This window comes from Novosphingobium profundi, from assembly GCF_020524485.1.
Taxonomy (GTDB): Bacteria; Pseudomonadota; Alphaproteobacteria; order Sphingomonadales; family Sphingomonadaceae; genus Novosphingobium; species Novosphingobium profundi_A.
The window spans coordinates 405,711-419,824 of the sequence record NZ_JAIVLF010000006.1; the positions used below are offsets into that span (position 1 = coordinate 405,711).

Sequence of the window (14,114 nt, forward strand, 5' to 3'; positions counted from 1 at the left end):
CGGCGGCTATCTAGGGGCTCGACGCGCGCCTGAAAAGGTCAGGTGCGGCGCCAGGCCCGGACGGTGGAAAGAAGGCGCTCGACGTGCGCGATCGGGGTGTGCTGGCCGATTCCATGTCCGAGATTGAAGACATGAGGACGGTCCGCGAAGGCATCGAGAACGCGCCGGGCCTCCGATTCCAGCTCGTCTCCGCCCGCCAGCACGAGGAGGGGATCGAAATTGCCCTGCACCGGCATTCCGGCAGGCAGTTCGCGCGCGGCCCATACCGGGTCGATCGTTTCATCCACCCCGACCGCGTCAACGCCGCTTTCGCGTGCATAGGCGGGCAGCTTCTCGCCCGCGCCCTTGGGAAAGCCGATGATGGGGGTCTCGGGATGGCGGGCGCGCAGTTCCTTCACGATCTGCGCATTGGGCGCGATGACCCAGCGTTCGAACTGTGACGGGGAAAGAGTCCCCGACCAGGAGTCAAAAAGCTGGATCGCTTCGGCTCCGGCCTCGATCTGCCCGGAGAGATAGTCGACAGTGACCTCGGTTATACCTTCCACGATAGCCTGAAAGCCCTCGGGATCGCGATAGGCCAGCGCGCGTGTCTCTGCCTGATCCCTACTCCCCTCACCCGCGACCATATACGTCGCCACGGTCCAGGGAGACCCGGCGAAGCCGAGCATCGTCTTGGTAGGGTCGAGCTGGGCTCGTACCTTGCGCACGGTATCGTAGATAGGCGTCAGACGCTCAGGGACCGCTTCCAGGGCGCTCAGGGCACTATCCACAAGGCGTGGAGAAAGCCTGGGACCTTCCCCTGCCACGAAGGTGAGGTCCTGTCCCATCGCAAACGGTACGATCAGAATGTCGGAAAACAGGATCGCGCCATCGAACCCGAAACGACGGATCGGCTGCATCGTGATCTCGGCGGCGGCATCGGTGTCATAGACCAGCGCCAGGAAGCCGCCCTTTTCGGCGCGCAACTCGCGGTATTCCGGGAGATAGCGGCCCGCCTGGCGCATCAGCCAGATCGGGCGTTCCTCGGTGTTCGAGCCGCGCAGAGTGTCGAGAAGGAGACCAGGCATCGCGTTCTTTTCCGTTCCGAACAAAAAAATTTAGAATTTTTATAAAAGGTTGATGGAGTCTGTTGGCCCTGTGGATATCGGGGATTGGCGGGCAATGCCCGAATTGTCCCCGGATGAACAGGGCGAATGAGTCCGAACGACTCTTCCTGACTCGGGAGTCAAAGATTCATTATCCGCCCTATCCACAGGGTGTGGAAGATTCTGAGAGCCTGTCCAGAAGTGGAGGAGCGAATCCGGGGCACTGGGGAGGATAAGTGCCTCGCGAGTTGTCACCGAAGCTATCCCGTGGTTTATGGCCCCTCTATCCACAGGGCTGTCCCACGGGGCCCCGGCTCCCGAAGTGCCCCGCAAAGGACCTTGCCTGGCCGTCATGGCGCGTTTTCACCTTCATCTTCTTTCGGATTCCACGGGCGAAACGCTCGAGATGATCGCCAAGGCGGCGCTCGCGCAGTTCGACGATACCGAAGTGCTGCGCCACTTCTGGCCGATGGTCCGTTCGCAGCAGCACCTCGACCGGATCATGGGAGAGATTTCCACAAACCCTGGGCTCGTCTTCTATACCCTCGTCAACGAGAACACGCGTAGCCGCCTGGAAGAGACCTGCCAGAAACTGGGCCTTCCCGCGATTGCCGTGCTCGACGGGGTTACCGACGCGCTCGAGGCGCTGCTGGGCCAGGAAGCCAAGGGGCGTCCGGGCCGCCAGCACCGTCTTGATGACGCCTACTTCGCGCGCGTGGACGCGATTCAGTTCACCATCGCGCACGACGACGGCATCGCCTGGGAGGACTGGGAGGAAGCCGACATCGTTCTTGCAGGCGTCTCGCGTACGAGCAAGACGCCGACCTCGATCTACCTTGCCAATCGCGGCTTCAAGGTGGCGAACATTCCCATCGTGCCCGAGAGCCCCCCGCCCCCCTCGCTCTATGGCCTCAAGCGTCCGCTGGTGGTGGGCCTGACGACCGCGCCCGAGCGTCTGATCCAGGTGCGCCGCAACCGCCTTCTCTCGCTCAGCCAGTCGCCCGACACCGATTACGTCCAGAGCGAGAAGGTCGAAAGCGAAGTGAAATATGCCCGGCGTATGTTCGCGGACAATTCCTGGCCGGTGATCGATGTCACCCGCCGTTCGATCGAGGAGACGGCGGCCGCGGTCATCAACCTGCACAACGAACGCAAGGCCGCCGGACGGACCGGCCAGGTCGGCCCGAAGCCGATCTGACCCTTGCGTTGCCATTCCTGACTCACTCTTTCTCTTTGCGAAAACACCCATGATCCTGCTTGCATCCAAGAGCGCCTCGCGACGCGCCATGCTCGAGGCGGCCGACATCGCCTTCACCGCCCAGCCCGCCGATATCGACGAGCGGGCGCTCGAAGCGTCACTTGGCGAGGCCCCTGCCCCCGAGATCGCGCTGGCGCTGGCGCGCGAGAAGGCGCTCGCTGTTTCGCAGGCGAACCCGGGCGAACTGGTGCTGGGGAGCGATTCACTCGTGGTGTGCGGCGACATGCGCTTCGACAAGCCGGCCGACCGCGAGGCGGCGGCCGCCCATCTGCGCTTCTTCTCGGGCAAGGTGATGCACCTTCACAGCGCGGCCGCGCTCGCCCGCGGGGGCGAGGTGCTCTGGTCCGAAGCCGCCGAGGCGCGCCTTCATGTCGCCCCCCTCTCCGAGGCCTTCATCGAGGCCTATCTTGCGGCCGAGTGGCCCGAGGTGGCCGGATGTGTCGGCGTGTTTCGCATCGAGGGGCGCGGCGTGCAGATCTTCGAGGAGATCGCGGGCGACTATTTCACGATCCTGGGCATGCCGCTGCTCAAGGTGCAGGCGGCGCTGCGCAGCATGGGAGTCCTGGCGCGATGAGCACGACGAACGACGAGGCAGGCGCATTGCCCTACGCCGAAGTGATCGGCGATCCGATTGCGCAGTCCAAGTCGCCTGTGATTCATGGCTTCTGGATCGAGAAGCTGGGGCTTTCGGCGCGCTATGACCATTGCCATGTCCGCCTTGAGGACCTGGAGGACTACCTTGCGCGTCGGCGGGCCGATCCGCTCTGGCGCGGCTGCAACGTCACCATGCCGCACAAGCTGGCGGTCATGCCGCTGCTCGACCGACTGGAACCGATTGCCGAGGCGATTGGCGCGGTGAACACCATCGTGCGCGAGGACGACGGCACGCTGACGGGCACCAACACCGATGCCCCGGGCTTCCTGGAACCGCTGCGTGCCACGCTCGACAAGACTCACCTCTTCCGCATGGCGCGCGTGCTGGGGACCGGCGGCGCGGCCCGCGCTATCGTCGCCGCACTGGCGCGCGAGCACTTCACCATCGTGCTGGCCGGACGCAATCCGGAAAAAGCGCGCGCGATGCTCGACGAGCTCGACCCCGAGGGCGAGCACCACGCCATCGCGCTCGACCACTTCGCCGATCCTACCGACTTTGCCTTTGACGACCGGCAGGGCTGCTTTGACCTCATCGTCAACGCCAGTCCGCTGGGCATGACCGGACAGCCTCCGCTCGCCTTCGATTTCAGCCACGCTCCCCCCGCATCGGTGGTCTACGACATCGTCACCAGCCCGCTCGAGACCGACTTCCTGAAGGCGGCGCAGGAGGCTGGCTTTGCCACCGTCGACGGGCTCTCGATGCTCATCGGCCAGGCGGACGTCGCCTTCGAACGCTTCTTTGGTGCCAAGCCCCCGCGCGAGGACGACAAGGAACTGCGCGCGCGGATTGTGGCCTGATACCCTGGCGCCGCCACAAGGAGAGGACATCGCCATGGAACGACCTCGCTTCCTGGGCCTGACCGGATCGATCGGCATGGGCAAGTCGACCGTGGCGGGCATGTTCCGCGACGAAGGTGTGCCGGTCTTCGATGCGGACGCCGAAGTCCATGCGCTGCAAGGCCCGGGCGGGGAATTGCTGGGCGCTATCGAGTCCGCTTTTCCGGGCACGACCGGGCCGGACGGGGTCGACCGTGCGGCGCTGGGCGCGGCGGTGTTCGGCGATACCGAGGCGTTGGCGCGACTCGAAGCCATCGTCCATCCCGCCGTTGCGACTCGGCGCGAGGCGTTCGTCACGGTCAACGCCATGTGCCCTTTCGTGGTCTTCGATATACCCCTCCTTTACGAAAAGGGCGGATACCGGGACGTGGACGCGGTTGCGGTCGTGTCCGCTCCGGCTGACGTCCAGCGCGAACGCGTGCTGGCCCGGCCGGGGATGAGCGAAGAAAAGTTCGAGAGGATTCTGAAACTTCAGGTGCCTGACGCGGAGAAACGCGCGCGCGCCGATCACGTGATCGATACCGGAACCAGCCTGGAGGAAACGCGCGCGCAGGTGCACGCCCTCGTCACGGCGCTCGGTGGTGCAGAATAATCGCTGTTCAGACCTTGCGCCCGGGCCCTGTGAGGCAGATATGAGATAAGATGCGCGAGATTATCTTCGATACCGAGACCACCGGCTTTGACCCCAAGAACGGGGACCGCATGGTCGAGATCGGCTGCGTCGAAATGATCAACCGGGTCGAGACGGGCAATTCCTACCACGCCTATTTCAACCCCCAGCGCTCGATGCCCGCCGAGGCCGAAGCGGTCCACGGCCTGTCCGAAGCCTTCCTTGCCGACAAGCCGCTCTTTGCCGAGTGCGCGCAGGAATTTCTCGACTTCGTCCAGGACAGCCCGATGGTCGCCCACAACGCGACTTTCGACTTCAACTTCATCAACGCCGAGCTGGCGATGGCCGGACACCCAGCGATCGACCTTGATCGCATGGTCGACACCATCGTACTGGCCAAGGCCAAGCACCCCGGCGCGAAACTTTCGCTCGATGCGCTGTGCTCGCGCTATGGAATTGATCGAAGTCATCGCACCAAGCACGGCGCTCTCCTAGACGCCGAATTGTTGGCGCAGGTCTATGTGGAGCTGCGGGGCGGCCGCCAGATAGGTCTCGAACTGGTCGCACAAACAACTGAGATCGTGTCGGAAACCAAGGTCCTCACACGAAAGGACCGCCCCTTCCGACAGCCGCGTCCCCACGCGGCCACCGATGAGGAACTTTCCGCGCACGCGGAGTTTCTGAAGTCGGTCGATACCCCGCTTTGGGGTGCCTGATAACGATAGAAAAGAGGAGTATTCGCCCATGGATATCCGTGTCTCCGGTCATCAAGTCGAAACCGGCGAGGCCCTGCAGATCCACGCCAACGAACGGCTGACGGCGATCATCGAAAAGTACTTCAACAGGGCCATATCGTCACAGGTGACTTTCGGGCGTGCCCCGGCCGGAGCGTTCCGCTGCGACATCGTCATGCACGCCATGCAGAATCTCGTGCTCAAGGGCACCGGCATCGCCCACGACGCGCATGTCGCGCTCGACCAGGCGGCCGAGAAGATCGATAAGCAGCTGCGCCGCTACAAGCGCCGCCTTACCGACCGCTCCGAGCAGGCCGCGCACGCGATGGCCATGGCCGATGGGTCGATCGTCGAGGAAGCGGCCTACACCATCTTCGAGGAATCCCCGAGCGAGCAGGAGGAGGATATCGACACCGATGCCCCCGTCGTGATCGCCGAGACCCGGGTCGACATTCCCGAGGCCACGGTGTCGGATGCAGTGATGATGCTGGACTTGCGCAACACCACGGCGCTCTTCTTCAAAAACGCTGGCACGGGCCGTCATAATATGGTTTACCGCCGCGGCGACGGCTCGATCGGGTGGGTTGAGCCGGCCTGACGCACAGCGCGAGCCCGCAATTTCCTTTTCGCGGAAATTCGGCAGCCCCCGAGCATTCGGGGGCTGATCGTGCATAAACGGGACGGAAGAGTGGTCACACGACCTCGATCTTATCTGCAATGACCAGTCTTTTCACTTTGCTTCCGGCCGCGGTCACGTCGATCGACGTGGAGGGCAAGGACGCCATTCTCAAGCATCTCGCCGGGCTCTTTGCCGAGGTCTATGAACTCGACGAAGCGCATGTTCTGGGCGCGCTGCTGGAACGCGAGCAGCTGGGCAGCACCGGATTCGGGCGCCGCATCGCGATCCCGCACGCCCGCGTGGAGGGCCTCAAGCGCCCCGTTGCGGCCTTCATCCGGCTGGAATCCCCGGCCGAGTTCCAATCGGCCGATGGTCTTCCGGTCGATCTCGTCTTCGGTCTGCTCTCGCCGCTGGGCGCAGGCGCGACGCACCTTCACGCCCTGGCCGCGATCTCGCGCATGATGCGCGATGAACGTATGCACGCGACGCTGGTCGAGGCGACTGGTCCCGAGGCCATCTACGCCCTTCTCAGCAACGTCCTCGACCGCGATGCCGCCTGAGCGTGGCCCCGATGCCGGGGCCAGCGGCAATTCCCCGGGTGCCAATCTTCACTGGCGCGGGCTGGAAAACCTCTACGCCTCAGCCGCCATCAACCAGACCTTCGCCTCGCGCCTCGAGATCCCGGGCGAGGGCCGTGCGCGCATCCACTTCGATGTCCGCCCCGAGGTCTTCCACGCAGGCGGCGCAGCGCATGGCACGATCTATTTCAAGATGCTCGACGATGCCGCCTTCTACGCGGCCAATACCCTCGTCTCGGACCGCTTCCTGCTGACGACTGCCTTCAACCTGCACCTGACCAAGCCGGTCACGGGTGGCCGGCTGGTGGCCGAGGGCACCTGGATCAGTGGCCGGCGCCGGGTCTTCGTGGCGGAATCGCGCCTGATCGACGAGGCGGGCGATGAGGTCGGTCGGGGCAGCGGCACCTTCATGCGCTCGCGCATCGCGCTTTCGGGCCTGCCCGGCTACCACACCGCCTGGGAGGACTGAATCGCATGGATGCGCGTCTCCCGGCCCACATGGAAGTCTCCGCCCTGATCCGCCGAGTCGAGTCGGAAGGGGGCTTCGGCATGGTCCTCAGCAAGGGAGAGCGTGACGCCGGAACGCTCATGATCGTGCTTGTCGAAAGAGGCCGCGATTCAAGGGCTTATGAGCGCATGCCCCAGCTTGACGGGACCCGAAAATGGACCCTCTCGCGCGAACAAGATACTGAAAATCCTTGGGAATTTTCCGAATTTCTGGAGCGTCGCGGGAAGCAGGACCCGGACCTCTGGATCGTGGAACTGGACATCGCCGATGGGGTGCGCTTCATCGACGCTGAGTAGCTTTTCGGGTTGACTTGCAAGCCTTGCAAGCTAAAGGGCGCCCCGCAAAGGCGAACGCGGTCTGGTGGCATTTCGGCACACCCGGCTAGCACGCAGACGGGGAATCGTCGGCAGGTCCGAACGAAGATGTAACGGCACATAGTGCCCCTTCGTTCCAACCTGTGTCGGACCGTTCACCGCATTAGATTTTGTCTTAATGGGTACGAAGCTTGAGTGGGCGAGCGCGGTGGCGCTGGCCGCATCAGTTGTCACTGCTGTCGTAAGCACCCAGGGTTCGGGTGCAGCCGCGGCCGATCATGAACCGGTCCCGGCACTCGATCAGAACCCCGTGGTGGAGGGCGAGGACGCCTCTGCCCTTCCCTCTTCCGATTCCAGCGACGTCACCTTCGTTGCCGAGCCGGTGGTCCAGGCGCTCCCCGAGAGCGGCAACACCGACGTTGCGGGCGATGACACGGCCGAGACCCTGGCCCAGCTCGTGGCCATGCAGGATGCGCCCGCCAAGCTGAGCCGCAACATGCGCTGCCTGGCCGGTGCGATCTATTTCGAGTCGCGCGGGGAATCGCTGGAAGGCCAGCTGGCCGTGGGCCGCGTGGTCATCAACCGTGCGAACTCCGACCGCTTCCCCGACAGCTACTGCTCGGTCGTGCTGCAGCGTTCGCAGTTCTCGTTCGTGCGCCGCGGCCGCCTGCCCCGTATCCCCGAGCGTTCGGCCGCCTGGAAGCGCGCCGTTGCGGTTGCCCGCATTGCCGCAGCCGATGGCTGGGACAATCCGGCCAAGGGCGCGCTGTTCTTCCACGCGGCCCGTATCTCGCCGCGCTGGGGTCACGCGCGCCTCGCGCGCGTCGACAACCACATCTTCTACCGCTGAGCCCTTCTGCAGGGCTGAGAAGGCCGGGGAGCGCCCCTATGCGCTTCCCGGCCTTCGCGTGTCCGTCGCAGATGTTCTTACGCGTCGCGCAGCTCCACCCAGACTGGAGCATGGTCGCTGGCCTTCTCCCGACCACGGTGCGCCTTGTCGACGCCGCAGGCGACCAGCCGGTCGGCCAGTTCGGGCGAAAGCAGCGCGTGGTCGATGCGAAAGCCATGGTCGCGCGGCCAGGCGCCTGCCTGGTAGTCCCAGTAGGTCCACACGCCGCCTTGCGGGTTGTGCGTCGCGATCGCGTCGGTCCAGCCATCGCCGAGCAGGCGGAAGTAGGCATCGCGCGATTCCGGCTGCATCAGCGCGTCGCTCGCCATTGCGGGCGGTGACCAGATGTCGCGGTCGAAAGGAATGACGTTGAAGTCGCCGGTGACGATGGCGGGGACTTCCTCGGCGCGGATCTGGGCCATGCGGTCGCGCAGGCGCTTCATCCAGCGCAATTTGTAGTCGAACTTGGGGCCGGGGACGGGGTTGCCGTTGGGCAGGTAGATGCCGGCCACGCGGATACCGAAGACGTCCGCCTCGATGTAGCGCGAGTGGTCGTCCTCGGGCTCGCCCTCCAGACCGCGCTGGACTTCGACCGGCATTTCCCCGTCGGCCAGGATGGCAACGCCATTGAAGCTCTTCTGGCCATGCCAGATGCCCTTGTAGCCCAGCTTCTCGAACTCGGCGATCGGGAAGCCCTCGTCCTGCGACTTGATCTCCTGCAGGCAGGCGACGGCGGGGCGCGTCTCGGCAAGCCATTCGAGCAGACGGGGCAGGCGTGCCTTGACGCCGTTGATGTTGAAGCTGGCGATTTTCATGGCCCGCCTTCTCGGCAGGAGGAGGGGCGCACGTCAAGGCCCGCGCCATGCCTTTTGGCCTGCGCGGCGTGCTTGTCCGCCGCTATGCGCACGCGCACGGCGCGCACGCTCTTTCGAACCGGAGTCCGGGGATCAGATGCTGAAGCTGGAGCCGCAGCCACAGCCCGCCGCAGCCATCGGATTCTCGACCCGGAACGCCGCGCCGCCGAGCGATTCGACGTAGTCGACCACGCAGCCGCTCACGAGGTCGAGGCTGACCGGATCGACGACCAGACGCACGCCATCGGTCTCGACCACGCAGTCGTCGCTGTCGGGAGTTTCGGCCAGGCCGAACTTGTACTGGAAGCCCGAACAGCCCCCACCCTCGACCGAAAGCCGCAGGATCGCGGGCTTGTCCTGCTTCTGCGCGATCGTGGCGACACGGGCGGCGGCGGACGGGCTGAGAGTGATTGCGGTGTTTTCCATGCCCCCAATGTAGGCCTGCGCGGCCGCGCCGACAAGTTCGCTGCGTGAGGTCATGGGCAAGGTCCGGGAATCGTGTGCGATTCCCGGATCGTGTCGGGGCCCCTGCCCCCAGGAGCCCTGCCAGGGAGGGATCAGGCCATCTGGATGTAGTCGCGCAGTGCCGCCGCCTCGCCTTCCACCTTGTCGATCCGGTACTTCACGATGTCGCCGATCGAGACGAAGCCGACCATGCGGCCCCCTTCGACCACCGGCAAGTGGCGGATGCGGCGCTTGGTCATCATCGCCAGCGCGGTCATGGCAGAGGTTGTGGGATCGACCGTGACGGCGGGCGCGGTCATCACCTCACGTACGGGCTTGTCGAGGAGCTCTGCGCCGAATTCGCGCAGGCGGTAGAGCACGTCGCGCTCGGAAAAGATGCCTGCGATGGAATCCCCGTCCATCACCGGCATCGCGCCGATGCGGCGCTCGGCAAGAAGCCCGGCAGCCTCGCGCACCGTGGCCGAGGCGGGGCAGGTTACAATGTCGTGGCGGCCTTCGATTATCCTTTCAATCGTCATCCTGATCTCCCTGTTCTTGAGCGACAGCGCCGGACTCGTTGGACCGGCCCGAAAGAGAATACCACAGGCCGCAGCTGCCTACTACTTGCGGAGCTTTCCCGGGGGGGAGGCTTAGGATTGCTCGGGCGAGAAGTATAAGGGCGAAAAAGGAAATAGTGATTCAAGGGGTTATTACCCCTTGACCCCCGAACTGCCTGCCGCACCTCTCTTAGCCATACGTGGCGCGCGTAAGGTGAGGTTGACCGTTCTGGGAGCCCGAGGGCGATGGCCCTCGGAATCCGTCTCCTCGCCTTGGCCCCCTTGCAGTGAACTACACAAAGGAGCAGAGGTGACCCTATGGTCCCCCCTTCCCCCCTCGATGATCCCGAGAAGGCCGCGCACGCCTGGGCGCGCTACCTGCGCATCATGCGCTGGATGATGCTGGTCACGGTCGGCTTCGTCGCCGCGGCGATCTATCTGCTCTACCGTTCCAACGGCGCAGTCTCGATCCACTTCTACATCGCCGCCGCGCTCGGCGTGGGATTCACGATGTTGCTGGCCTCGGCGCTGATGGGCCTCGCGTTCCTGTCGAGCGGGACGGGGCATGACGAATCTATCGTCGATCCCCTGGAGGATGAGCGCAACGCGCCCTAAGGGCTGGCTTCAGGCCTCTTCGGGAGGGCGCAGCCGGTAGCGCTCGACCGGGCGGCCGTCGATGAGGTGCTCCTGGATGATCTCTTCCAGGACGTCCTCGGTGCACGAATGGTACCAGACCCCGTCGGGCCAGACGACCGCGACCGGTCCTGCCGTGCAGATGCGCAGGCAATCCGCCTTGGAGCGGGCAATGCCCCCCTGCCCTTCGAGCCCCAGCTGCTTCAGGCGCTTCTTGAGGTATTTCCAGGCAGCCGCACCCTTTTCAGGCGAGCAGCACTTGGCCTTCTGGGGCTCGGCGCACAGGAAGATGTGGCGCGAGACCTCCTCGCCCCCGGCCTTGGCGAGCGCGGCGCGCGCAATGCGAAGCTCGGCCTCGCTCGCGCTCACGGGCGCAGCGTCCAGTCGTTGAGAAGCTCTGGAATGGTGACCGTCTTCCCCGAAGCGTCAACCGCCACCGTTACGCAGCGCGAGAAGACCACAGGCACGTCGTTCTGGGTGACGACGTGAATCATGGTCATGGAGGTGCGCCCGACGCGTTCGACCGCGCAGGCGATGGTCACCGGGTCGGGATAGTGCGTCTGGTCCAGGTATTCGAGATTGAGGCTGACCACCATCGTGCTGAGCCCGGTGAGGTGCTTGCGGTAGCCTGAGGCCTCGTAGAAGCGCACACGTGCGTCCTCGACGTAGGCCGCCATGGTGACGTTGTTGATGTGCCGGTTGAGATCGAGATCGGCAAAGCGCGGGACGATCTCGTGGTGAAAGGGGTAACGGTTGGCGTCGAGCAGCGCGGGATCAGGTTTGGCCATGGCCGATCAGGTAGGCAGTACCCGGGCCAAGGTCCAGCCCCTGAAGGCGCTCTCGCCCTGCCTTGTCCGCCCTGTCAGACCTTCTTGCCGACGATGCGCGCGATCTCGTCGGCGACGAGGCGCTCGACCATCGGAGGCAGGTTGCGGTCGAGCCATTCGGCGAGCGCAGGGCGCAGCAGCTCGCGCGTGAGGTCTTCAAGCGAAGTTTCGCCCGAGCGCACGATGCGCGGTTTCATGCCGGGTTCGGACATCATCGCCAGTGCGGCGAGGGAATCCTGCATCGACTTGCGGCTCTGTGGCTGGAGCAGCGACGTGTCGTCCCGGGTGGGCGGGGTCTGCGGCGCATCGTCGGCGAGCGCTTCGGCCTCGTCGAGCTCAAGCACCGATTCCTCGTAGCGGGAAACAGGGGTCGGTTCGGGCTCGGCATGGGCGCTCGCCCCTTGCGCATTGGCACCGATTCCCGAGAGCGTCTCGCGCGCGATCACCTTCTTGATCGACTGGAGAATCTCCTCGACCGAAGGTTCGCCGTTGTGACCCATCTCGTAAAAACCCTTAAAAAGCAGGCCCTCGAGTCGGGCGCGCGGTAGATCTAGCTTTCCGGAATGTCGCCGTCCTGGACCGGCGTGTCAACGGTGCGCGTCGAACGGGCCACAGGTGCGGGGTCGCTTTCCCAGTCGAAGATCTTGTCGTGGACGCGCTCGTAATTGACCTCGGGGTCGTAGAGAATGCCGCCTTCGAGGTTGAGATCGCGCGCTTCGGCGCGGCCCATCGCGGCCAGCAGGGTGAAGCCGGCGACATAGGCGTTGCGCTGCGCGGTGACGAGATCGGTCTGCGCGTTCAGGTATTCCTGCTCGGCATTCAGGATATCGAGGATCGTGCGGTTGCCCACCGAGTTCTCGGCGCGCACGCCTTCAAGACTAAGTTCACTGGCATCGACCGCGACTTGCGAGGATTCGATGAGGTCGAGCGCGGCCTTGTAGGCGGTGAAGGCCGAGCGGACCTGCGCGATCACGTCGCGTTCGGCGGCGATTTCCTGTTCGAGCGCGGCCGAGGCCTGAGCCTGGGCCTGGCGGCGCTGGGCCGCGGGGAGGCCGCCCTGGAAGAGGGGAATCGAGACCTGGGCGCCGATCTGCGCCTGGCGGTCGGTCTGCGGCACGGCGCTGCTGCCCACACCGCCCAGCGTATCGAGGTAGTTGCTGTAGCTGCCCCGCCCGAACAGCGCGAGGGTGGGCAGGCGCCCGGCTCCGGCAACGTCGATGTCCTTTTCCGCAGCCCGGCTGGACTCGCGCGCGGAGATCAGCGCGGGGTTGTTGTCGAGCGCGACCATCACCGCCTCGCGCGCGTCGTCCGGCAGGCCGGGAAGGGGCGGAGGCGGGGCCAGCGCTTCGGGCGCCTTGCCCACCAGCTGGATGTAGGTTTCGCGCGCGGCGGCAAGCGTCGCCTCGGCGCTCAGCACGTTGCTCTGCGCCAGCGCCAGGCGCGACTGCGACTGCGCGACGTCGGTGCGCGTGACATCGCCGATCTCGAAACGGTCGCGCGTGGCCTGCAGGTTGACCTCCAGCACCGCGACGTTCTTGCGGTTGAGCCCGACCAGGGCCTCGCCCCGGATCACGTCCATGTAGGCCGCGACGACGTTGGCAAAGAGCTGGCTCTCACTGGCGCGCAGGTCCGCCTGGCCCGCGCCGACGCGGATCTTGGCCGCCTTGACGCGGTTCTTGACCGCGCCGCCCGAATAGATCGGCACCTGCACATCGCCCTGCCCGGACAGCAGGCGTTCGGGTGCGGTGAACGAGGTGCGGCTGGTCACCACGAACTCGGTGTAGGTGCCCGAGACGCTGGCGCTGGGAAGGCCGGCTGCGCGGGCAATCGCCACGTTCTCGTCCACGCCGCGCTGGCCCGAACGTGCCGCTTCCAGCGTTGGGTTGGTCTGGTAGGCCTGGACGAGAGCTTCGCGCAAGGTATCGGCCCGCGCCGGAAGCACCCCGGCGAGGCTGATCAGTGCAGCGCCTGTCATCATCCCGGCACGCCGCGCGAGCCGGGACATGGTCAGAAGCTCCAGCGCTTGGGCGCTGCGAATTCGGGAACGGCGGGAATGCCCTGCTCGTGGACGGGCAGGAGGGCCAGGTGGCCGGCCGTCTTGACGCCCACGGCGAGACGCGAGACACCGCGCAGGATTTCGCCGGTGACCACGCGGCCCTCGTCCTCCAGGCGGGCGACGAGCGCTTCGGGCAGTTCCTCGGCCGCGCCGTCGACCAGGATCAGGTCGTAGCCGCCCTGGCCGGCTTCGAGCGCCTGTGCCGGGGTGATCGTGTCGAACTCGGCGACGAGCGTGCGCAGCAGCGCGGCGTAGTAGCCGTTGGCATCGCCCACCAGCAGGATCTTCTTCGCCTGGGTCGGGTCAGCCTCGGTCAGCGCGGCGCCGTAGAACAGCGGGGCGGCCAGGAAACGGCCTTCGCCCAGCGGCACCGCGCGGTCGATGTAGGCGGCGTCCTTCCAGTCCGCAGGCACGAAGTCTTCGCGCGCGACGCTGGCCATCGCGGTCAGCACCCAGGGCTCGTTGACGCCGCTGGTGCGCAGCTGGCTGGAGATCATCGCGCGGCGGGCTTCGTTCGGCGCGGTGGCGGACCGGTCCTCGGTCAGGGTCATCTGTTCACTATCCCTCAAGCAAGCGCGGCTGTCGGGCCTGATGGTCCCAGGCAGAAGATGCGCGCGGATAAGTCGGCTTTTGCAAAGCGCCTTCTAGGCCAAGGAG

20 protein-coding genes are annotated in these 14,114 nt (G+C 65.5%); 11 read left to right on the forward strand and 9 right to left on the reverse strand.

The annotated features are described in order from the left end of the window. Positions 1–38: 38 nt before the first annotated feature. Positions 39–1,067: a uroporphyrinogen decarboxylase gene (hemE, locus tag LC060_RS18280; RefSeq protein ID WP_226638127.1), complete on the reverse strand. Its 1,029-nt coding sequence runs from the start codon at positions 1,065–1,067 to the stop codon at positions 39–41. Between the two features lie 370 nt (positions 1,068–1,437). On the opposite strand from hemE, the gene LC060_RS18285 reads away from it, so the two are divergent. The 10 genes from LC060_RS18285 to LC060_RS18330 all read left to right on the forward strand — a co-directional run bounded on the left by LC060_RS18285 (position 1,438) and on the right by LC060_RS18330 (position 8,047). After that, positions 1,438–2,283 carry a pyruvate, water dikinase regulatory protein gene (locus tag LC060_RS18285; protein ID WP_039389899.1) on the forward strand — a complete coding sequence of 282 codons (846 nt, stop codon included), beginning with the start codon at positions 1,438–1,440 and terminating at the stop codon, positions 2,281–2,283. 49 nt (positions 2,284–2,332) lie between these two features. Beyond that, the gene (locus tag LC060_RS18290) at positions 2,333–2,917 is read left to right on the forward strand and encodes a Maf family protein (protein ID WP_226638129.1); all 585 of its coding nucleotides are present in this window, start codon (positions 2,333–2,335) and stop codon (positions 2,915–2,917) included. After that, the gene (gene aroE / locus LC060_RS18295; protein WP_226638130.1) at positions 2,914–3,795 is read left to right on the forward strand and encodes a shikimate dehydrogenase; all 882 of its coding nucleotides are present in this window, start codon (positions 2,914–2,916) and stop codon (positions 3,793–3,795) included. Before LC060_RS18290 ends, aroE begins: the two co-directional genes overlap by 4 nt. A gap of 34 nt (positions 3,796–3,829) precedes the next feature. Further along, positions 3,830–4,426 carry a dephospho-CoA kinase gene (coaE, locus tag LC060_RS18300; protein ID WP_226638132.1) on the forward strand — a complete coding sequence of 199 codons (597 nt, stop codon included), beginning with the start codon at positions 3,830–3,832 and terminating at the stop codon, positions 4,424–4,426. A gap of 50 nt (positions 4,427–4,476) precedes the next feature. Next, positions 4,477–5,160: a DNA polymerase III subunit epsilon gene (dnaQ, locus tag LC060_RS18305; RefSeq protein ID WP_226638134.1), complete on the forward strand. Its 684-nt coding sequence runs from the start codon at positions 4,477–4,479 to the stop codon at positions 5,158–5,160. Positions 5,161–5,188: 28 nt separating this feature from the next. Next, the gene (gene hpf / locus LC060_RS18310; protein ID WP_226638136.1) at positions 5,189–5,776 is read left to right on the forward strand and encodes a ribosome hibernation-promoting factor, HPF/YfiA family; all 588 of its coding nucleotides are present in this window, start codon (positions 5,189–5,191) and stop codon (positions 5,774–5,776) included. Between the two features lie 119 nt (positions 5,777–5,895). Further along, positions 5,896–6,357, forward strand: coding sequence for a PTS sugar transporter subunit IIA (locus LC060_RS18315; protein ID WP_039389891.1), 462 nt, complete (start codon positions 5,896–5,898; stop codon positions 6,355–6,357). Further along, entirely contained in the window at positions 6,347–6,844 is a 498-nt protein-coding gene (locus LC060_RS18320) for a PaaI family thioesterase (RefSeq protein ID WP_226638138.1), read from the forward strand. The genes LC060_RS18315 and LC060_RS18320 overlap by 11 nt, the downstream gene beginning before the upstream one ends. Before the next feature lie 5 nt (positions 6,845–6,849). After that, complete coding sequence (locus LC060_RS18325; protein ID WP_226638139.1) at positions 6,850–7,179, forward strand: DUF1491 family protein; 330 nt, start codon at positions 6,850–6,852, stop codon at positions 7,177–7,179. 196 nt (positions 7,180–7,375) lie between these two features. After that, positions 7,376–8,047, forward strand: a complete 672-nt coding sequence (locus LC060_RS18330; protein WP_226638142.1) for a cell wall hydrolase — start codon at positions 7,376–7,378, stop codon at positions 8,045–8,047. A 77-nt stretch (positions 8,048–8,124) separates the two neighbouring features. Here LC060_RS18330 and xth read toward each other — a convergent pair whose 3' ends face one another. From xth to LC060_RS18345, 3 genes are all read right to left on the reverse strand, one after another. Continuing rightward, positions 8,125–8,901 carry an exodeoxyribonuclease III gene (gene xth / locus LC060_RS18335; RefSeq protein WP_226638143.1) on the reverse strand — a complete coding sequence of 259 codons (777 nt, stop codon included), beginning with the start codon at positions 8,899–8,901 and terminating at the stop codon, positions 8,125–8,127. 132 nt (positions 8,902–9,033) lie between these two features. Further along, positions 9,034–9,366, reverse strand: coding sequence for an iron-sulfur cluster insertion protein ErpA (gene erpA / locus LC060_RS18340; protein ID WP_226638246.1), 333 nt, complete (start codon positions 9,364–9,366; stop codon positions 9,034–9,036). A gap of 131 nt (positions 9,367–9,497) precedes the next feature. Then, the gene (locus tag LC060_RS18345; RefSeq protein WP_226638145.1) at positions 9,498–9,923 is read right to left on the reverse strand and encodes a CBS domain-containing protein; all 426 of its coding nucleotides are present in this window, start codon (positions 9,921–9,923) and stop codon (positions 9,498–9,500) included. A 336-nt stretch (positions 9,924–10,259) separates the two neighbouring features. Between LC060_RS18345 and LC060_RS18350 the strand changes: the two genes are divergently transcribed. Beyond that, positions 10,260–10,556: a hypothetical protein gene (locus LC060_RS18350; RefSeq protein ID WP_213499932.1), complete on the forward strand. Its 297-nt coding sequence runs from the start codon at positions 10,260–10,262 to the stop codon at positions 10,554–10,556. Between the two features lie 9 nt (positions 10,557–10,565). Here LC060_RS18350 and LC060_RS18355 read toward each other — a convergent pair whose 3' ends face one another. From LC060_RS18355 to LC060_RS18375, 5 genes are all read right to left on the reverse strand, one after another. Further along, positions 10,566–10,943, reverse strand: a complete 378-nt coding sequence (locus tag LC060_RS18355; RefSeq protein WP_226638147.1) for a (2Fe-2S) ferredoxin domain-containing protein — start codon at positions 10,941–10,943, stop codon at positions 10,566–10,568. Further along, positions 10,940–11,362, reverse strand: a complete 423-nt coding sequence (locus tag LC060_RS18360) for an acyl-CoA thioesterase (protein ID WP_226638149.1) — start codon at positions 11,360–11,362, stop codon at positions 10,940–10,942. Before LC060_RS18360 ends, LC060_RS18355 begins: the two co-directional genes overlap by 4 nt. A 74-nt stretch (positions 11,363–11,436) precedes the next feature. Continuing rightward, on the reverse strand, positions 11,437–11,901 hold the full coding sequence (locus LC060_RS18365; protein WP_226638150.1) for a DUF2497 domain-containing protein: 465 nt from the start codon (positions 11,899–11,901) through the stop codon (positions 11,437–11,439). Positions 11,902–11,951: 50 nt separating this feature from the next. Beyond that, positions 11,952–13,406, reverse strand: a complete 1,455-nt coding sequence (locus LC060_RS18370) for a TolC family outer membrane protein (RefSeq protein WP_226638152.1) — start codon at positions 13,404–13,406, stop codon at positions 11,952–11,954. A 2-nt stretch (positions 13,407–13,408) separates the two neighbouring features. Continuing rightward, positions 13,409–14,008, reverse strand: a complete 600-nt coding sequence (locus LC060_RS18375) for a protein-L-isoaspartate O-methyltransferase family protein (RefSeq protein WP_226638154.1) — start codon at positions 14,006–14,008, stop codon at positions 13,409–13,411. Positions 14,009–14,114: the final 106 nt, after the last annotated feature.